We start from the raw sequence: 19021 nt of genomic DNA on the forward strand, positions 1-19021 counted from the left end.
AAACTAGGGCAGAGTCGGCCGCATGTCCGGGGAAGCACTGCGGTCCGAGCGCCTGCTCTTTCCCGATGCCCGCGAGGTGACCACCGACCAGATCGGCAAGACGCTCCTGACGCGACCGACGCGTCCACCGTTGAAGGCCCCGGAAACCCTTGCCCTGGAACCCGTCGACTGGCCCACGTACACCACGCACCGCATCGAGGTGGAGGCCGGGTTCGGGGTCGACGCCCGGGGAGCCCGGGCGATGGTGCGCGGGCTGCGGGAACGCTGCGCGCGGCTCGGGCTCGTCATGATGTCCGCCCACGACCACCAAGAGCGGGTGGGCGCGATCGGCTGGTTCTCACCGCACCCCGGCTGGGCGCGGCTGCAGGAGGTCGACGTGTTCCCCGCCCACCGCGGGCACGGCTACGGAGACGCCCTGCTGGCCGCCACCTTCCAGCACCTCGACCAGAACGGCGTGCACACCGTGATCGTCGGCGCCGACGAAGACGACTGGCCCCTGAGCTGGTACCGCCGGCGCGGCTTCGAGCCCGTCACCCGCGTGACCCGCAGCCGCGGCTGACTCAGTACGAGTTGTGGGCCTGACTGTAACTCCACGCCCCGCAGGGAGTTCCGTAGCGCTCGGCGATGTAGTCGAGCCCCCAGCGGATCTGGGTGACCGGGTTGGTCTGCCAGTCCGCGCCCGCCGCGGCCATCTTCGACCCCGGCAGCGACTGCGGAATGCCGTACGCACCCGAGCTGGGGTTCGTGGCGCGGTAGTTCCAGGTGCTCTCCTTGTTCCAGAGCGAGTCCAGGCAGGAGAACTGCGACGACGACCAGCCCCGGTCGGCCACCAGCAGACGCGCCGCCGACCGGGGGTCGCGCTGGGCGTTGCGCAGCGCCTGCTCGCGCCGCTCGGCCGCGGCCCTGATCCGGGCCGCCGCGGCCTTGGCCTGCTGGTACTGCCGGTAGGCGCCCTGAGCCTTGGCCGGCGCCGCCTGACGCTGGGTCTCGCGCACGGCCTCGTCGGCGCGAGCCTGATCGAGAACGGCTTGTTCCGCGGCCAGCTGCCGAGCCTCGGCCTCGGCGTCCACCGTCACGAACGCCGACGCCGCCACGTCCCCGTCACCGCCCAGCGGGATGCCGTGCGTGGCCAGGTACGACGCGCCGACCCCCTGCGCCCCGACCACCAGCGCCATCACCAGCAACCGCGCGGCCCCGGCCCGGCCCCGGCCGAGCAGCGGGATCGCCACCGGCACGGCGGGCAGCATCTCCGGCGCGCGCCGGAACGGGTCGTCGGAGACCGGACGGGGCAGCGGCAGATCGACCCCGGCCGGGCGCCACGCGTCAGCCTGCGGGAGGGGGAGCACGGACGCGGTGGCGGCGAACGCCATCGGCTCACCGGCCGCACCACTCGAGCGACGGGCCGCCGTCACCGGTGCGGGCGGACGCTGAACTCCGGCCGGGCGCTGACCTCCGGCCGGGCCCGGCGGACGCCGGTCGGCGGGACGACGGTCGTCAGGACGCCGGGAGGCGGCCCGGGCCTCGGCCCGGCGCAGCTCCGAGCGCTTCGGGTAGGCCCGGACCGGGCCGGCTTCCGACTCGCCGATCGAAGCGCTCACAGCACGGCCACCGTTGTCACGGGGACAACGGTGGCCTGTGGGACAGCTGTGCACAAGCACCCAGGTGAAGAATCACCAAGGGCTACGACGACACACCGTCGGGTGAAATTTCAGCCCTTGATGCGCACGGAACCGGTGACGAGCTCACCGCCCCTCTTGCCCCGCAGCGTCCCGTCGCCGTCGGCGGCACTACCCGTGAGCGTCCACCGGTACAGACCCACCTTCTGCAACCGGCCCTGACGGTCACGCCCGTCCCAGGTCAGGTCGCGGACACTGCCGTCCGGGGCGGTCCCCGTGAGGGTGCGCACGACCTGCCCGGCCGCGTCCGTGATCGTCAGCTTCACGTCGACCAGCGGCTTGGTCACGTCGAACCGCGGCTTCCAGGTCTGCTCGGCGGCCGCCCGGAACGACGCGTCGGCCAGCTTGCCGATCAGCCGCGGCCGGTACCTGGCCTCGAAGGGCAGTCGCTGTACCTCGACGCGCCCCTCGATCGAGGTACGGTGCGCGAGCAGGTGGTCGTCGAACGCCGCCAGACCCCAGTCACCGGCCAGGTCGACCGGCGTGGCCCCGGGTGTCAGCAGGTCGAGCACGTGGCCCTCGAAGACGGACCTCTCGTCGGAGTAGGTGGTCCAGAAGACCGCTCCCTCGCCCAGTTCCAGCCGTCCGCTCGCGGCATAGACCGACTGCGGCCCGCCCTCGACCGTGCGCTCCTGGCCGGTGCGCAGGTTGCGGATGGTGATCACCCCGGTCTCGCACGAGATCCAGGCCACGAGCTCACCCCAGACCGAGACCGGAGCGCCCGGCCAGCAGCCCTTCGCGTGCCCCAGCAGCTCCGGCTCCTGGTTCTCGATGTCGTCGAGCCACACCTCGGCCCCCGCGTCCGACTCCGGATAGTCGGGGTAGAGGCTGAAGACGACGGACGAGCCGAACAGGTCACGCTGGCCGCTCCCGTACCAGTTGGCCTCGGGAATCGAGTAGACGACCTCTCCCTCCGGGTCGACGACGGTGCGCTCGAGCAGCGCGTAGGGCCCGGAGATCACGGGCCGCACGTCGTACCCGTTCAGGGCGTCGATGGTGCCGGTGACCTTGCCCCGGTCGAGGAGCCGCCACTTGTACGGGGTGTCCGGGCCGAGCACCAGGCCGCGCCCGGCCGAGAAGAAGGCCTGCCCCTGCACCTGCTCGGCCGGCTCGGCGGGAAGACCGGACAGGCTGACCCGCTTGGCCTTCCCGAGCTTCAGCCCGGCGCCGACCGGGGTCTTCCAGATCGAGCGGTAGCCGGCGGCGTCGAGCGTGGTGTCGGCGTAGTAGAGGGTGGACGCGGCCAGCGAGAGTCCGGTGACGGGCTGGGTGGCGCTGGGCACGGTCGCCGTGCGCACCGCCCGGTCGTCCGGGCTGACGCTGTAGACGCCGGCGATCTGGTCGCTGCCGCCGGCCGCGGTCAGGAACCGGTCGCCGACCGCGGCCAGTCCCGCGCTGCCGGCGGGAAGGGGCACGGTGCGGGCAGTTTCGCCGTTGACGATGCGCAGTTCGCTCTGACCGGCACCGTCGCCGTCCTGACCCCACACCAGGTAGCCGACGCCACCCGCGCCGGCGGCCAGGTCGACGTCCGCGACGTCCGGGTCGGAATCGGTGAAGACGGTCTCCTCCGGCCCGTTCTCGGTCTCGCGCCGGGTGTGGATGCGGCGGGACTGCCCGGGAGCCTGCGAGTCCCAGGCCACGCTGAACGTGTCCCGGCTGAACGCCACCGAGCTGATCGCGTCGGTGGTCTCGGCCAGGGTCTCCCACGGCCCGCCGTTCTCGAAGCGCTGCACCCGGTAGGTGCGGGACTCGGCCGTGTCCTGCTCGTACGGCCCGGGCAGCGGCGGGTCGGCCACCACCTTGACCACGGTCCAGTCGTCGGCGGCCACGTCGACGATCGCCCGGCCGTCGTCGCCGAACCGGTTCACGGCCATCTCACCGTCGACGCCACCCGCGCCGGTGCCCGCGAAGTGCTTGAGCAGCGGGATGCTGTCGCCGTCGGCCGGGTAACGCAGCAACGACGAGTAGGTGAACCAGTTGCCGGTGAAAACCGACGGACGCGAAATGGTTCCGTCGACGTGGTCGTCACCGGTGAAGATGTTCGTGCGGTGGGCGCGCCAGGCACTCTGCTCGTAGTTGCCCTGCCCCCGCTGCACGGCCCAGCCGAGCTCGTCGTCGTGCACGCCCAGCAGAACGCGGTCGCTGATCCAGCCCTCCGACCGGATCGCCGGGCGCGGCGTGAGCTCGTCCCCCTCGGCGCCGGTGAGCACCGTGGTGTCGTACCGCGACCCGATCACGAAGTCGTCGTCACCCTGCACCACGGCGACGCCGAAACCGGACGCACCCACCAGGCGCAGCGAGCGCTCCATCGGCTGGCCGGGAACGAGCACGCTCACCGCGGCCCCGGGCGGCGCGGGCGCGGCCAGGGCCGGACCGGCCAGCAGCAGTCCCCCCAGTCCAGTGGCGACGGCGACGGCCAGCCGCCGCCCCGGAAAACGGTGTGCGGGCATGGTTCCCCCCAGGAACGATCTGACGGATCAGGCCGGGCGGCAGGCCGGGAGGCAGACTGAATGCGCCGATCGGGCTGTGGTTCCGGTCCGGCCGCGAAGAACGGCACCGCCGAGCGGTGCCGTTCTCGATGATCCTCCTGCCCCCGGGGCCGCGCGTGGGCCGATCAGGGGTTACCGATCAGGGGTTATCGGGCAGGCACTTTCGCGACCCTCAGCCGGTGGGCAGTTCCTGCGTCTTCGGCAGACCCGGCGACTGCCGCCGCGCCCGCCAGGCCGCCCAGCGCCGCCAGATCCTCACCATCACCCAGGCCATGATCACCAGCACCACGAGGATGACGATCGGGGCGAAGATCGCCAGCACGCTGACGACGACCGAGAGCACGTCTTCGATCGTCGAGGCCACCGGCGCCCCGAACCCGGCCGTGCCGACGTTGATCACCGGCCGCGCCGCCGACTTGGTGGCGTGCGTCAGACCGGCCACGGCCACACCGATGATCGCCCCGGCCCACGGGTTGTCACGCATCCACTGGCTGTTGTCGAGGTTCTGCGCGCTGAAGGTGGCGCTCGAGATGAGCCCGCCCACGGTGGGCCGCACCGCGGTCTGGACGAGGTCGTTGACGTGGTCGACCACGGGCACCTTGTCGACCACGATCTCGGTCAGGAGCAGCAGGACGCCGACCCCGAGGGCCCACTCGGACGTCACCCAGTCGTAGTCGGAGGGCAGGTCGATCAGCTCGGTGAACCGCGCGATCATCGCCACCAGCACGAACGGGATCCACGCGTTGAGCCCGGCGGCCGCGGCCAGGCCGGACCCGGTCAGAGCAGCGATCACGGGAACCCACCTCCAAACGTCATGACGAGATTGTGCCGGAATCTCACAGACGTGCGATCCGGCCGAATCCGTTGCATGCCGCGCGGGCCCGGGTGCGGAAACCCGATCGTTCAGAGGTCGTCGAGCGAGACCAGGCCGTCCTGGATGGCGCGGGCCACCAGGGTGGCCTTGGTGCCGGCCGGGCGGCCCGTGTTGGCGTACTTGATGCGCACGCGGTCGATGTAGGTGGAGACCGTGCGGGCCGAGATGCCGAGCTTCTGGCCCACGAGATCCTTGCTCTCGCAACGGAACCACTCGAGCAGCACGTCGATCTCGCGGGGGGCCAGGTCGGGGCGGATGCGGCGGTTGTCAACGCCCATCGCCCCGGCCAGCGACGGCGACACGTACGGCCGTGACTCGTGGGCGGCCCGCACCGCGTCGACCAGGTGCGCCTGCCCCTCGGCCTTGGTCAGGTAGGTGAACGCGCCGATCTCCAGGCAGGTGAGGGCGGTGTCGCTGTCCTCGCGCATCGAGTACACCACCACCTGACGGCCGTGCTCGACCAGCCGCGACAGGTCCGCGTAGGCGGGGGCGCCACCGAGCTGCAGGTCCATCACCACCACGGGCACCGACCGCCCCGGTTCCAGCCAGGCCGCGGACAGGTCCGACCCGGCGGCGACCACCTCCACCGCGGGCGTGGCGAGCGCCATCCACGCCTGCACCCCGGCCAGGATCGCCGGATGGTCGTCCACCAGAACGACTTTCACGCCGGACCGCTCTGCTGGCTCCACGCCGTCCTTCACCCCGTCGCCCACACCGTCGTCCGCACCGCCGCCCACGCTGACGTCCGCACCGCCGTCCGCACCGCTGTCCGCACTGCCGTCCGCACTGCCGTCCGCAGCGTCGTCCGCACTGCCGTCCGCACCGCTGTTCACACCGGCACCGCCATCAGCCCCGGGCCGCGGCCCGCACTCACGTTCACACCGAGCCGTTCGAGCCCCCCGTGATACGCATCAGCGCCAACGTCCCGCCGCCGGACCGATCCCCGCGCAGCCGCGCCCCGGGCCGCCGACGCATTCAGACGCACGCGGATCCCGGGCGCCAGGCACCGAGGCACGTCACCGGAGCCGGCGACCGCGACCGTAACCAACCGCCAAGGTGCGCCATCGACTGCGGAGTCTCCCGGCGCGTCCTCAAGAAGGACTCCCGCGAGCGGCACCCGGGCTCTCCCACCGGGCCCCGACGGCACCGGCCCGCCCCCGCGAGCCCCGGTCGACGTCGAGACGCCGCGACTCACGATCACGGAGCGCAGCCTCAGCCACTCGCGATGCACCGGTGGTAACGACACGGGCGCATTATGGCAGCAGGGCATGCCAAAGTGGGCTTTTGTCACCTCAAGGTGACGAATACTCACACCTGGTGACAATTTTCATGTCACCAGGTGTCCCTGACGCCGGGTTGGGCCCGGCACCCGCCCCTCCCCGGGTGCCGAGCAGCCTCAACCTCCACCCACGGATCAGGCGGAAGAGGTCCGGCGCTGCTTGACGCGTTGTAAGTCTGTGTCACTGCGCTCGCGGACTGTGTCCGTCAAACACCCCACACCTGCCCATTGATCTCGAAATGCTGCCCGATACGTCCTTTTGATCCGTTTCGGGTGCTAGGTTCGGCGCCGTGGACCTGCGCACCGACGTCGCCCATCCCGCCCGGGTGTACGACTTCATCCTGGGCGGCAGCAGCAACTACCCCGCCGACCGCGAGGCCGCGGCCCAGGCCGTGGCCGGCTGGCCCAACCTGCCCACGTCGATGCGGCAGAACCGGCTGTTCGTCCAGCGCACGGCCCGGTACCTGGCCCACACCGAGGGCGTGACCCAGTTTCTGGACGTGGGGTCGGGCATCCCGACGTCGCCGAACCTGCACGAGGTGGTGGGGGCGCACGCGCAGGTCGTCTACGTCGACAACGACCCGGTCGTGCTGCGCGAGGGGCAGGCCCTGCTCACCCCCGGCGACGCCTCTCACGTGCGCTACGTGGGTGCGGACATGCGAGATCCCGCCTCGATCCTGAACTCCCCCGCGTTCGCCGACCACATCGACCTGACCCGGCCGGTCGCCCTGTCGATCGTGGCGGTGCTGCAGTTCGTGCCCGACGAGGTGGCCTACGACGCGGTGCGGCAGCTGATGCGGCCGCTGCCCTCCGGCAGCTTCCTGATCCTGTCGATGGTCACGGCCGACCACGACCCGGGCGTGCTGCGCACGGTCGGCGCGTACAACCAGCGCGGCATGTTCGTCACCGCCCGCACGCACCCGCAGATCGGGGCGTTCTTTGAGGGCATGGACCCGCTCGACCCGGGCGTGGTGCTGATCCACCGCTGGCGCCCCGACGAGGCCGCCGCCGCCGTGACCGACCTGGACGTGGCGATGGCCGGCGGGATCGCGCGCAAGCGCTGAATCCAGCCGGTTGGCAGCAACTCTCACCCTCCCCATCGGAACCGGCGCGCTTTCGTTACAGCGACGTCCGCTCATCGAGTGATCCCGTCGAACACCCCTCTGCGTGACCACCGCGGAGCGTAGAGTGACGCCACTCGCTCACTCGAGCGGGTTCATTGCTCTGGGGGTTCGAATCATGCACACACACATCGTTTTTCGGGGAGCCTGCCTGGCCGCACTGGGCGCGGGCAGCCTGGCCGTGGCCACGCCGGCTTCTGAGGCCCACGCCTCACCGGCTCCGGTTCAGGCTCCGGCACGAGCCGCCTCACCGGACACTCCCCAGGCCTTCGCCGAGGTGGCGAACGGGCGCCTGGCCTACGAGGCCGCCGCCGGGCAGGCCAACCGGGTGACCTTCACGATGGGCAAGAAGGTCACCGAGGGCGAGCGGTACCTCATCCCCTACACGATCGACGACGTCTACGGCATCAGCGCCGGCGACGACTGCGACTACCCGGTCGCCACCGACCTGACCAAGGTGATCTGCAAGGTCGAGGCCTACGACACCCCGTCCCCCTACGTCACCGCGATCGTGAAGCTGGGTGACCGCGACGACACCCTGCGGTTCCACAACGTCACCGGCGACGCCTACTACGGCAACGAGTTCTGGGCCGGTTCGGGCGACGACCGCATCGACACCCGCCAGAAGGAGAAGGTGATGGACGGGAGTGCGATCTGGGGCCAGAACGGCAACGACGTCATCCACTCCGGCGAGCCCGGCGACAACGGCTCGGTGCTGGGTGGGAACGGCAACGACACGATCTACCAGTACGAGGGCGGCCGGGCCAGTGGCGGCAACGGCAACGACAAGCTCTACGGCATCGGCGGCAGCCACTGGTTCTCCGGCGACGACGGCAACGACCTGCTCGACGGCGGCCCCGGCGGAGACCGGCTGCTCGGCGGCAAGGGCAACGACACCGTCCACGGCCGCAGGGGTGCCGACACGATCTACGGCAACAGCGGCAACGACAAGCTCTACGGCGGGCCGGGCAGCGACGAGATCTTCGGCGGGCCGGGCAAGGACCTGATCAAGCACGACTGAGGAGCTCACTCACCTCGCAGCACCGCGAGGGCCACGAGACCGAAGGAGAGCAGGATGAAGCCGACGAGGGCGACCGAGGCCACGACCACCAGCACCCGCTGGGTGCCGTGATTCACCGGCCGCCCTGGCCGACTCGGCGATGATCTTCGCTCACAGTGACACTCCTGTTCCGTCGATCTTCCTTCCTGCACTCTAAAACAGCATCTGACCTGGGAGAACGTGAGATAAGCCGTACCGGCATGATCACTGCGCGTAGCCAGAGTGGGTGACGGGTGCCCACGAATGGTGGACGCTACGGTGACTTTCGGGGGGTGACGATGACTCGGTTCGGGGTTGCGGTCAGGTGCGGTGTTCCGGTGCTGGCCGGGCTGGCACTGCTGCCGGCGCCGTCGGCCTCGGCCACCACGACCAGCCCGGTGATCCGGGTCGTGGCACTGGGCGGCGGGCAGGTGCTGACGGTCGAGGAAGACTGGCTGATCGGCCAGGACGTCCCGGTGCGAACGGCCCGGGGTGAGGTGCGGCTGCTCGACGCCGACGCCCGCGACCTGTCCCGCGGTGACGAGACCTACGACGACGTCAGTGTTTCCGGCATCTACATCCTGACCGCGAGCGGGAAGGACGGGTTCCGGGTGCGCGCGGGAGCAGCCGGCCGACCGACGCGACTGCTGCCCGCCGCCGACGACCTGGAGCACATCAAGCAGTCGGGGCGGTACTCACTGGTGGGCGGGGCGATCTACCGTACCGAGCAGGACGGGTCGGTGGGGCGGGTCTCCTCCACCGGCACGGACGACACCGACCTGTTCGGCGAGCAGGCCGTCTGGTCGGACGGGCGCGGCCGGGTGTGGCAGCAGCCGCTCGACGGCAACGATCGGCTCCTCGTGGCCCGGGACGCGGCCGGGCCGGTGGCGGTGTGGGGCCGGCGGGTGGCCTGGCTGGGCCGGGACGGACGGATCCGGGTGCGCTCCGGGGACGAGCGGGTTCGCGTCGTCGACGCCGGACCGGGCACCGGACGGGTGGGGCTGAGTGAGAACGTGCTGTGGTGGACCGGGGACGACGGCCGGCTGCGTGTGCTGAACCTCGCCGACCCGAGAAGCGTTCCCCGGCTGACCGTTCTGCGCCCGCCCTACGCCGTGGACTCCGGCTTCGCGGCGGGCACCGACACCCACGGCTACCTGCGGGTGCGCGCGCTGCCGTTCCCCCGGGCCCGGCCCGAGCTGCTCTCGTCCGCCCAGGAGTCCTCCGCGGCCCGGGGCAAGCCCTGGCACGGCACGCTGGACTTCACGAAACCCGTTCAGCGGGTACGTCTCTTCATCCACGGCCAGCGGGTCGGGCAGACCGTTCAGGGCCGCGGCACCGTGCGGGTGTCCTGGAACGGGTTGCGGGCCGACGGACGTCCGGCCGCTCCGGACAGCTGCCTGCACTGGCGGGTCGAGGCCTTCGGCACGGACGGCAGCGGGGCGGCGGTCGATCAGGAAGGCTCCACGTCGTCCGGTGACAGTTTCCTCGTCACCCCGGTGCCCCGTTCCGGGTGCGCGGGTGCCGCCCAGTCCAGGGCCCAGGACCTGGGCCGGGCCTAGGACCTGTTGTGGGGCAGGAACTCCTGCATCTTCGTCCGCAGTCCGGCCCACACCACGCCCATCCGGTTCTCGTCGCCCTTGAGCAGCGCCTGCGCGGTGGCCCTCGCCTGCTCGAGCGTGGCGTGCGGCGGGATCGGCGGGAAGTCCGGGTCGACCCGCACGTCCAGCAGCGCCGGCCGCCCGCAGGTCAGGGCCCGGTCCCAGGCCGGGCCGAGGTCCTCGGCCTTCTCGACGGTGATCGCCTCGAACCCGATGCCCCGCGCGAAGTCCGCGTACGAGACCTCCGGAAGGGCCTGCGACTCGACGAACTTCGGGGCTCCTCCCATCGACCGCAGCTCCCACGTCACCTGGGTCAGGTCGTTGTTGTGCAGCACCGCGACCACGAAGCGCGGGTCGGCCCACTCGCGCCAGTAGCGGCTCACGGTGAGCAGTTCGGCCAGGCCGTTCATCTGCATCGCGCCGTCGCCCTCGAACATCACCACCGGCCGGTGCGGCTGGCCGAACTTGGCCCCGATGCCGTAGGGCACCGCCGCGCCCATCGTGGCCAGCGTGCCCGAGAGAGATCCCCGCATTCCGTCTTTCATCCGGAGCACGCGGGCATACCAGTCGGCCGAGGACCCCGAGTCGCTGGTGACGATCACGTCGTCGGGCAGCCGCGACGACGCCGCGTGGAACAGGGCCATCGGGTTCACCGGGTCACCCTCCACCCCGGCCTCCATCGCCACGGTCTCCCACCACCGCGTCACGTTCTTCTCGACCGTCTCGCGCCAGGTGCGGTCGCTCGTGCGGTTCAGCAGCGGCAGCAGCGCGCGCAGGGTCGCGGCGGCGTCACCGGCCAGGTTGATCTCGTAGGGGTAGCGCAGGCCCAGGTACTTGGCGTCGACGTCGATCTGCACCGCCCGGGCCTGGCCGAACTCGGGCAGGAACTGGGAGTACGGAAAGTTCGAGCCGACGGTGAGCAGGGTGTCGCAGTCGCGCATGAGCTCCCAGCTGGGCCGGGTCCCGAGCAGGCCGATGGCGCCGGTGACGAACGGCAGGTCGTCGCCCAGCACGTCCTTGCCGAGCAGCGCCTTGGCCACCCCGGCGCCGAGCACGTCGGCCACCTGGATCACCTCCGGCCCGGCCCCGCGGGCGCCCTGGCCGATCAGGATCGCGACCTTCGACCCGGCGTTGAGCAGGTCGGCGGCCGCCCGGACGCTCGCGTCGTCGGGCTGCACCGTGGGCCAGCTCGTCACCGGGGCGCTGGAGGGCACCTGGCGGAAAGCCCGCTCCGGCGGCTCGTAGGGCAGGTCCTGCACGTCGGCCGGGATGATGACACAGGTCGGCGCGCTGCGGGCGACGGCGGTGCGGATGGCCCGGTCGATCACGTTCGGCAGCTGCTGGGGAACCGTGACCGTCTCCAGAAACTCGCTCGCGACGTCCTTGAAAAGGCTCATCAGGTCGACTTCTTGCTGGTAGCTGCCGCCCATCGCGGTGCGCTCGGTCTGGCCGACGATGGCGACCACCGGCACGTGATCCAGCTTGGCGTCGTACAGCCCGTTCAGCAGGTGGATCGCCCCCGGCCCGGAGGTCGCCACGCAGACGCCGACCCGGCCGGTGAACTTGGCGTACCCGACCGCCTGCAGCGCCGACATCTCCTCGTGCCGCGACTGCACGAACCGGGGCTGGTCGTCGGCCCGGCCCCAGGCCGAGACCAGGCCGTTGATCCCGTCCCCCGGATACCCGAACACGTGCTCGACACCCCACTCCCGCAGGCGGGACAGCAGGAAGTCACCGACGGTCTGGCTCACGAATCCTCCAGCAGCACCACGCCCCGGGCAGGATCCCGGCTCAGTCGTCACTATGCCCCGGCCACCCCGGACCGCAAGGTCAGCCTGCCCGCGCGCCGCGCCCGGGGCGGGCGCACGCCTCCCGCACCCGCTGCCGAAAGAAACGTCAAGACAACCGAAAACGGACTCTCCCCCTCGCCCTGGCGTGCACCTCCCCGCCCGGCCGGGTCGAGCAGCCGGATGCCGACTCATCCTTCGGATGGATCTCCGAGGTCCCGTCGGGCGACCCAGATCATTCCCGAGACTGATTCGCCACCCCTAACTGCAACCGTACGGTTCACGCACCGCGTCATGGAGGGTGACGCCACTTCTTCTCCCTGAGGGGGAAACCCGTGAACCCGAACCACACCCGCGCGCTCCGGCGCGTCACCCCGGTCGCCGCCGTGACCCTGACCGCCGTCCTGACCGGCTCGGTCGTCACCGCGGCGGGTGTCAGGGCGGCCGAGAGAGTCTCCTCCGCCGGGGCCGCGGGGGCCGCCTCCACCGCTGCTCTCGACCTGGTGGTGCCGGTCAAGACGCAGAAGGTGCTGCGCTACAAGGGAGAACCGGTCGGGCTCTACGGCCTGGGCTTCTACGCGGTGGCGCCGAAGACGCTGGAGATCCGCACCGAGCGCGGCGCCTCGTACGCCGACCCGATCACCACGACGCTGACCGTCGGCGACACCACCACCACGCTGCCCGCGAACATCACGGCGAGTCCCTCGACGCTGACGAAGTTCTTCAGCCTCGGCGTGAAGAACTCGGCCGGCACGTCCGTCTTCAGCGGCACGATGGACTTCTGCATGAACTCGGAGGAGCAGAACCGGGTCTCCGCCGACGCGGTGCCCGACTCGCCCTACCCGCGTCAGTGCGGCAGCCACCCCTACGCCCTGGGCGGCCTCTTCGGCCTGCCCGGCGGCTGGGCCACACCGGTGTTCGGGAACTACGACACCACGCAGTCTTTCACCGGCAAGGACGGCACCTACACGGTGACCGCGACGGTGGCCAAGCCGTGGCGCAAGGCCCTCGGGATCAGCGACGCCGACGCCGTCTCCACGATCAAGCTGAAAGTCAGCACGGTCAAGGAGGGCAGTGGTGTGGGCATGGCCTCCTCCCACGACCACGGCCACTCGATGACCGGCATCGACGCGTCGTCGAAAGACCTGTCGCCGCAGCACGCCGCCCGCGAGGCCGGGCGGAGGGCCGCGCTCGGGGTCCCGAACGTGCCGGCCGCGCAACGTCCCACCGGCCGCACCCTCAGAGCGGCGGCTGACGTGCCGAAGCCCGACCTGCGCTCCCTGCCCGCCTACCAGATCGGCCTGGACCGGGCGAGCCGCAAGAACAAGACCTACCTGACGTTCGGCGCCACGGTCTGGAACGCCGGCCCCTCCCCGCTGGTGGTGGACGGGTTCCGGCAGAAGGGCAAGAGCGTGCTGGACGCCTACCAGTACTTCTTCGACACCGACGGCAAGCAGGTCGGTCACGCCCCGGCCGGCGAGATGGAGTGGGACCCGCGCGAGGGGCACAACCACTGGCACTTCCGGGCGTTCGCCTCGTACCGGCTGCTGGACTCGACCCGGAAGAAGGCGATCATCAGCGGTAAGGAGGCGTTCTGCCTGGCGCCGACCGACTCGGTCGACCCGAACGTGGAGGGCGCCCAGTGGCAGCCCGCCTCGACCGACCTCTACACCGCGTGCGGCCAGGGCAACGCCAACCTGCTGAGCATTCGCGAAGTGCTCAACACCGGCTGGGGTGACACCTACGGCCAGTACCTGCCCGGCCAGTCGTTCGACATCACCAAGGTCAAGGCCGGCGTCTACTACATCCAGACGATCGCCAACCCGGACAAGAAGCTCACCGAGTCGAACTACAAGAACAACTCGGCGCTGCGCAAGGTCAGGATCGGCGGGACGCCCGGTGGCAGGCGCACGATCAAGGTCTACCCCTACCAGGGCGTGAAGGGCTGACGCCCGGCTCTACCCGATCCGCACCGTGCGGGCCCAGGCCGGAGGTCGGCGGGACGGGTACCACTCCCGCTCCTCGTCGATCTCCGGCTCCGGCTCCGGCCCGAACAGCCCCACCACCACCGGGATCCCGGGGGACGACGCCGGCCAGCCGGTGCCCCCGTCGGTGAGCAGCACCAGCACGTCCGGCCTCGGCCGTCCGGTCAGCGCCCGCTGCACCCCGCGCCGCAGGTCCGTGCCTCCCCCACCGGCCAGCCGGATCCGGTGCACCGAGGACACGCGCTCGGCGGTGCGCACGGCCGCGTCACAGCTGTAGACCGTCACCGGCGCCCCGCCGACCGCCTCGATCACCCCGGCGGTCTCGGCCAGGGCCACTCCCAGCTCCCGATCGGCCACCGAGCCGGAGGTGTCGATGACCACGGCCACCTCCGGCGACCGGCGGGTGAACGCCGGCATGACCACCTTCCCGCCCAGCGCCGCCGACCGGCGACCGGGCCGGCGGAAGGTGTGATCGCCGATACCCCCACTGACACCCAGGCTTCCGCGCACGGCCGCGGACAGCAGCCGCCGCCAGTCCTGGGTCGGCCGGCCGACGTCCTGGGCCCAGCGGTTCCAGCTGCCGGGCGTCCTGCCCGGATGCCCCCGGATCTGCTCGGCCACCCGGATCCGGATCACCTCGGCCGCCGCCCCGACCAGGGGCCACGCCCCGTCCGGACCGAGGTCCCAGGGCGCGTCCCCTCCACGCGCCCCCGAACCGCAGTCCCGCCACGAGAACCGGCCGTGCGGAACGGGAATGGACCGCAAATACTCCTCGAAGAGCCGGCCGGCCGGAAGATCGAACTGCTCCGGCAGCAGCACGTCGTCGGGAAACCGGACGCCCTCCCCCTCCGGAGGTGCGTCGTTGATCTCCAGGTCCATCGCCACGTTCATCCGGAACCGTTCCCTCTCAACGCGTTCCGGATCCAGTCGCACGTCGCCGTCGAGATTCTCCCACAGCCGGTCGGCGCGGGCGTGATGATCGCGCAGCAGATGGGCGACCTCGTGCAGCCAGGCCCCGGCCAGCTGCCCGACGTCGCAGGCGGCCACGAAACCCGGTGCCACGTAACAACGCCAGTAGCGGTCCACGGCCATGGTCAGCACCTGGTCGGACGGCACGATCGTCATCGCGTACAGTGCCCCGGCCAGATAGGGGTGTGCCTGCACGGCCCGCAGCCGCCCGGCCAGCAATTTGCGCTCGTCGAGTCGGGTTCCCGACGGGTGGACGCGCCGGTCGGCACCGGTCATCGCGCACCTCCCGCCGGGGTCGCGAGTTCGAGAAGGCCGGGCAGGTTCTCCAGTCCCCGCATCGACAGCAGCTCGACCGGGGCCGCCCACTCCGGCGACCGCAGAGCCGCCAGCCGCAGCGCCACCGGTGCCACCACGTCCACCGGTCGCACCTGGGCGACCCGGGCCAGCACCCGCCAGGCCGCCAGCCAGCGCTGCTGCTCGGGCACCCGGGTCACGGCGGCGGCCACCCCGTCGAGCACCGCCTGCACCTGATCGCCGCGCTGCGGCACCGGGAACGAGTCCGGGTCGCGCAGAACGTCTTCCGGGTCGGGCAGGTCGGCCCGGTCGAGGTAGGCGAGGAGCTCCAGCGCGGCACCGTCGCCGACGGTACCCCGTAGCGCCACCGAGACCGCCTCCTCGCCCGCATCACTCGCGTAACCGAAGGCCAGCAACCGCATCGCCATCTCCCAGGTGCGCGGCGACGGCCAGGCGCCGCCCCGCGCGGCGTCGTCGGTGGGCAGCCGGTGCGTGTAGCCGGGCCGGGCGGTGAGAAATCCGGACACGGCGTGACGGGCGCGGAACACCGCGGATTCCAGCTCCTCGGGCCACAGTTCGGGCGGACGCACGTGCGGCCAGCATCCGCCCAGACCGCGGGCCACCACCACCGGGTCGTGCCGCCAGGGCAGGTGCACGAAACGGTTGGCCAGGGGCGGGGTCAGCGCCCAGCCACCGGACGCGTGCTCCGGCGGGTTGGCCGCGGCCACGACGCGCACGGACGACGGGAGCGGCAGACTACCCACCCGCCGTTCCAGCACCACACGCAGCAGGGCCGCCTGCACGGCCGGGGTGGCGGTGGAGAGCTCGTCGAGGAAGAGCAGGCCGCCCGATGGGTCCCGGCTCAGGCGCAGGGCCCAGTCGGGCGGCGCCATCGGCACCCCGTCACGCGCCGGGTCGGCGCCCGGGATGGGCAGGCCGTTGAAGTCGGTGGGGTCGTGCACGCTGGCCACGACGGTCTCCGGCCGCAGCCCGAGGTCGGCCGCGAGTCGTTCCAGCGTGGCGGTTTTGCCGATTCCCGGAGCGCCCCAGAGCAGCACCGGCAGGTCGGCCTGGACGGCCAGGGCGAGGGCCCCGAGGTAGGGATCGGTGCCGGGTTCGGTCGTGCTCCGGCGGGTCAGGTCGATCAGGCGCTGGGCCAGGTCCATGCGATCACCGTGTGGGTCAGGGCCGGTCCTCCCTTCGAGGAAGGCGGCGGGACGTGGGCTCCGAGGAGCGGCTTGGTGTTGCGGCGCGAACGCTTCGACAGAACGGGCGCTTTCGGACGGCGTCCCGAGCGCAGCCGGTCGTGCAGCTGCGGAACCGGGCGAGGGACCGGCACCGGCTCTGCGGCGAACCGCGACAGGTGCTCGGCTCTGATCTTCTCGGCGTGGCCCAGCGCCTGGAAGCAGCCGGTCATGGGTGCGCCCAGACGCGCCAGCATCAGCTCCGTCCGGATCTGCTCGCCGGTGTGATCGAGCGGGACCCACCCGGACGGCGTGCGGCACAGACGGTGCGCCGCCCCCAGGCAGTCGACGGCCAGGGTCCCGTCGTCCGGGCGAGAAGCACCGCCCTGCAACGGGTGCAGGTCGTCCCGGCCGATCAGACCGAGCCGTAGCAGCTCGTGATCGAGAGGCCGCATCCAGGCGGCCCGCGGCATCACCGGCAAACCGGCGGCCTCGAAGGCCGTGGTCACGTACGCGTCAACTCCTGAGGCACCCGGACCGAGCACCACCGCCAGCCCGCCGCCGGGCCGGAAGGCCACGACGGATTCACCGAAGAGCCGGCGCCTTTCGGACTCCAGCCGGCGCAGATCGACGGGCATGCGGGTCAGAACCTGCCGTCGGTGCGGGGTCTCCCGCGAGCGGCCGCCGACCGCGAGACGGAAACCGGCCAGGCGCCAGGCACTGTCGAAGTCACCGGCGTCCTGGGCCTGCGTCACCGGATCGCCGGACGATCCGGATGCGTCGGCCACGTCGGACGCGTCGGACGCGTCGGACGCGTCGGCCACGTCGGCGGTCAGCAGCCCGTACTCGTGAGCCCGGGAGGCGTCCCACAGATACCGGTGACCCGTGAGCCGCCAGGGCGCGGCGCGCGCGGAAACCCCTGTTGTCACGTCGATCTCGAGCCGCTCGGCGCGGACCACTCGCACCACGAGCACGGCGTGCGGATACTCGGCCAGGGCGACGACCAGCCCGGGGCGAGGCGTGCCCTCGGGCAGATTCCGGGGAAGGTGCCACCGCAGTAGGTCGGGAGCGAAATGACCGAGGTCGGAGAGGATCTCGGTGGGGATGTCACCGCGAAGACCAGCACCGAGATCGACGGAGGCAGCCGCACAGGCGCCCCGCCAGTCACCGGCCAGCCGATGCGCCGTGGCGGCTTCGGCGAGCGAGGGGGGTACACCCGCACGGCGGGCGTGAACGATGGCCGAGGCCCAGGTTCGGTCGAGGATCGCGGACTGTGCCGCGCCCGGGTCGCTCATCGAGCGGGGGTGTTCTCGGCAATCACGAGAAGAAGATTCACGCGAGCATCATGGCCCGGAGCCGTCCGTCCGCGCAACCCCCACCCGCCCGGCGGTGGACGCGATGGTGTCCACCGCGTCCACCGTCGGGCTGTCAGGTGTTTCGCTCAGGGGAAGCGAAAGACCCGGACGGTCCGAATCGGTCCGGAACGACCTCGATCAGGCCGGCACGCCGCGCTCGAGGCCGGTGACCCCGCCGGCGAGGCGGGGCGAGATGGCGCGGTCGAGGCTGATGCGACCCGCGCCGATGGCGGCCAGCAGCAGCGACAGAGCCGCGAGGATGAGCACGTACTCGAAGCCCCCCTCGGAGGAGAGGATGTTCGTGCCCCAGTGCGCGAAGTACCAGGCCCCGAGCATGTTTCCGGCCTGCAGCACCCCGACCAGGGGCACGGCCAGGCCCAGGATCATCAGGATGCCCCCGCCGAGCTCCACGAGCATCGCGAACCAGGCCGCGGCCGTCGCCAGCGGGATCCCCATACCTTCGAAACCTTGTGCGGTGGCGTCCATTCCGTTGCTGAACTTCTGCCAGCCGTGCGCGATGAAGACGACGCCGAAGGCGACGCGGGCGATCAGGATGGCAATGTCACGCAGCAGAAGAGTGTTCACAAGTGTCCTTTCAACCGGGAGGGTGCGCCTTACCCGTCGTTGGGCGGCACCGGCGACCTCACTGGTGCGGCTCGGTCGGATGCCGGCGCGCCACCTCGCACACCGCACAGATCCAGCACCAGAAGATCGTTGAGCACAGTTGTAGACGTTTTTGTCCTATAAAAGGTTGAAGGAACAATCATCGCTGCGTCAACCCTGTGCTTAATACGTGTCACTCTGGGAAGTTTCTGTGCATCCCCTGAGTCACCGTGCGCCACCCCCGCGTAGCAAAACGCGAACGACGCCGGGTGAGAAGCACCCGGCGTCGTTCGGGGTCTCAGGCGACGGCGCCCTTGGCGAGGCGCGGTGACACCACCTGGTCGAGGCTGAAGCGGCCGGCGCCGACGGCGGCCAGCAGAAGGGCGACGACACCGAGCGTGAGCACCAGCTCGTAGCCACCCTGGTCGACGAATACGCCGCTACCGGCGTGCACGATCGCGAAGGCGCCGAGCATGTCGACGAAGAGCAGCACGCCGGCCACCGGAAGAGCCAGGCCGGCGATCAGCAGGGCACCGCCGGCCAGTTCGACGATGGCGGCGAACCAGGCACTGACGGTCGGGGCAGGAACTCCCATCATGTCGAAACCGCTTGCCGTGGCTTCCATTCCATTGGTGCTGAACTTCTGCCAGCCGTGGGCGATGAAGACGACACCGACAGCGATCCGGGCGACGAGCACGACGAGGTCGCGAAGCAGGGCGTTGTTCATGCTTCAACCCTGACCGATCAAGAAACTTGAATCAACAAATA

At 71.1% G+C, this 19021-nt stretch carries 14 protein-coding genes and 1 pseudogene; 5 read left to right on the forward strand and 10 right to left on the reverse strand.

Going from position 1 to position 19021, the window contains the following annotated elements:
• Positions 1-22: 22 nt before the first annotated feature.
• Entirely contained in the window at positions 23-559 is a 537-nt protein-coding gene (locus tag J2S57_RS04125) for a GNAT family N-acetyltransferase (RefSeq protein ID WP_307238472.1), read from the forward strand.
• 1 nt (position 560) lies between these two features.
• Here the strand turns inward: J2S57_RS04125 and J2S57_RS35495 are convergent.
• From J2S57_RS35495 to J2S57_RS04145, 4 genes and pseudogenes are all read right to left on the reverse strand, one after another.
• A pseudogene (locus tag J2S57_RS35495) lies at positions 561-827 on the reverse strand (aggregation-promoting factor C-terminal-like domain-containing protein); the annotation flags it as partial.
• A gap of 881 nt (positions 828-1708) precedes the next feature.
• Positions 1709-4126: a FlgD immunoglobulin-like domain containing protein gene (locus J2S57_RS04135; RefSeq protein ID WP_307238477.1), complete on the reverse strand. Its 2418-nt coding sequence runs from the start codon at positions 4124-4126 to the stop codon at positions 1709-1711.
• Between the two features lie 211 nt (positions 4127-4337).
• Positions 4338-4958: a DUF4126 domain-containing protein gene (locus J2S57_RS04140; RefSeq protein ID WP_307238479.1), complete on the reverse strand. Its 621-nt coding sequence runs from the start codon at positions 4956-4958 to the stop codon at positions 4338-4340.
• Positions 4959-5068: 110 nt separating this feature from the next.
• Positions 5069-5872 (reverse strand): response regulator transcription factor, encoded by an 804-nt coding sequence (locus J2S57_RS04145; RefSeq protein WP_307238481.1) that lies wholly within the window; start codon positions 5870-5872, stop codon positions 5069-5071.
• 736 nt (positions 5873-6608) lie between these two features.
• Here J2S57_RS04145 and J2S57_RS04150 point away from each other — a divergent pair.
• From J2S57_RS04150 to J2S57_RS04160, 3 genes are all read left to right on the forward strand, one after another.
• The gene (locus J2S57_RS04150; RefSeq protein ID WP_307238483.1) at positions 6609-7382 is read left to right on the forward strand and encodes an SAM-dependent methyltransferase; all 774 of its coding nucleotides are present in this window, start codon (positions 6609-6611) and stop codon (positions 7380-7382) included.
• 175 nt (positions 7383-7557) lie between these two features.
• Positions 7558-8460, forward strand: coding sequence for a calcium-binding protein (locus J2S57_RS04155; protein ID WP_307238485.1), 903 nt, complete (start codon positions 7558-7560; stop codon positions 8458-8460).
• A gap of 311 nt (positions 8461-8771) precedes the next feature.
• Positions 8772-10037: a hypothetical protein gene (locus J2S57_RS04160; protein ID WP_307238487.1), complete on the forward strand. Its 1266-nt coding sequence runs from the start codon at positions 8772-8774 to the stop codon at positions 10035-10037.
• On the opposite strand, the gene J2S57_RS04165 is transcribed toward J2S57_RS04160, so the two are convergent.
• The gene (locus tag J2S57_RS04165; RefSeq protein ID WP_307238490.1) at positions 10034-11827 is read right to left on the reverse strand and encodes a thiamine pyrophosphate-requiring protein; all 1794 of its coding nucleotides are present in this window, start codon (positions 11825-11827) and stop codon (positions 10034-10036) included. The two genes, J2S57_RS04160 and J2S57_RS04165, sit on opposite strands and share 4 nt — an antisense overlap.
• A 371-nt stretch (positions 11828-12198) precedes the next feature.
• Between J2S57_RS04165 and J2S57_RS04170 the strand changes: the two genes are divergently transcribed.
• A complete protein-coding gene (locus J2S57_RS04170) occupies positions 12199-13812 on the forward strand; it encodes a lysyl oxidase family protein (RefSeq protein ID WP_307238492.1) in 1614 nt (537 codons plus the stop codon).
• A 9-nt stretch (positions 13813-13821) separates the two neighbouring features.
• On the opposite strand, the gene J2S57_RS04175 is transcribed toward J2S57_RS04170, so the two are convergent.
• The 5 genes from J2S57_RS04175 to J2S57_RS04195 all read right to left on the reverse strand — a co-directional run bounded on the left by J2S57_RS04175 (position 13822) and on the right by J2S57_RS04195 (position 18980).
• Complete coding sequence (locus J2S57_RS04175) at positions 13822-15093, reverse strand: vWA domain-containing protein (RefSeq protein ID WP_307238494.1); 1272 nt, start codon at positions 15091-15093, stop codon at positions 13822-13824.
• Positions 15090-16277, reverse strand: a complete 1188-nt coding sequence (locus tag J2S57_RS04180) for an AAA family ATPase (RefSeq protein WP_307238497.1) — start codon at positions 16275-16277, stop codon at positions 15090-15092. Before J2S57_RS04180 ends, J2S57_RS04175 begins: the two co-directional genes overlap by 4 nt.
• A complete protein-coding gene (locus J2S57_RS04185) occupies positions 16256-17590 on the reverse strand; it encodes a hypothetical protein (RefSeq protein ID WP_307238499.1) in 1335 nt (444 codons plus the stop codon). The genes J2S57_RS04180 and J2S57_RS04185 overlap by 22 nt, the downstream gene beginning before the upstream one ends.
• Positions 17591-17788: 198 nt before the next feature.
• On the reverse strand, positions 17789-18235 hold the full coding sequence (locus tag J2S57_RS04190) for a DoxX family protein (protein ID WP_307238501.1): 447 nt from the start codon (positions 18233-18235) through the stop codon (positions 17789-17791).
• A 316-nt stretch (positions 18236-18551) separates the two neighbouring features.
• On the reverse strand, positions 18552-18980 hold the full coding sequence (locus tag J2S57_RS04195; protein WP_307238503.1) for a DoxX family protein: 429 nt from the start codon (positions 18978-18980) through the stop codon (positions 18552-18554).
• Positions 18981-19021: the final 41 nt, after the last annotated feature.

Source organism: Kineosporia succinea, assembly GCF_030811555.1.
Classification (GTDB): Bacteria; Actinomycetota; Actinomycetes; order Actinomycetales; family Kineosporiaceae; genus Kineosporia; species Kineosporia succinea.

Coding starts and splice junctions, on each gene's coding strand:
- J2S57_RS04195 (WP_307238503.1), bottom strand. CDS start 18,980: ATGAACAACGCCCTGCTTCGCGACCTCGTCGTGCTCGTCGCCCGGATC.
- J2S57_RS04135 (WP_307238477.1), bottom strand. CDS start 4,126: ATGCCCGCACACCGTTTTCCGGGGCGGCGGCTGGCCGTCGCCGTCGCC.
- J2S57_RS04155 (WP_307238485.1), top strand. CDS start 7,558: ATGCACACACACATCGTTTTTCGGGGAGCCTGCCTGGCCGCACTGGGC.
- J2S57_RS04175 (WP_307238494.1), bottom strand. CDS start 15,093: ATGACCGGTGCCGACCGGCGCGTCCACCCGTCGGGAACCCGACTCGAC.
- J2S57_RS04180 (WP_307238497.1), bottom strand. CDS start 16,277: ATGGACCTGGCCCAGCGCCTGATCGACCTGACCCGCCGGAGCACGACC.
- J2S57_RS04185 (WP_307238499.1), bottom strand. CDS start 17,590: ATGAGCGACCCGGGCGCGGCACAGTCCGCGATCCTCGACCGAACCTGG.
- J2S57_RS04125 (WP_307238472.1), top strand. CDS start 23: ATGTCCGGGGAAGCACTGCGGTCCGAGCGCCTGCTCTTTCCCGATGCC.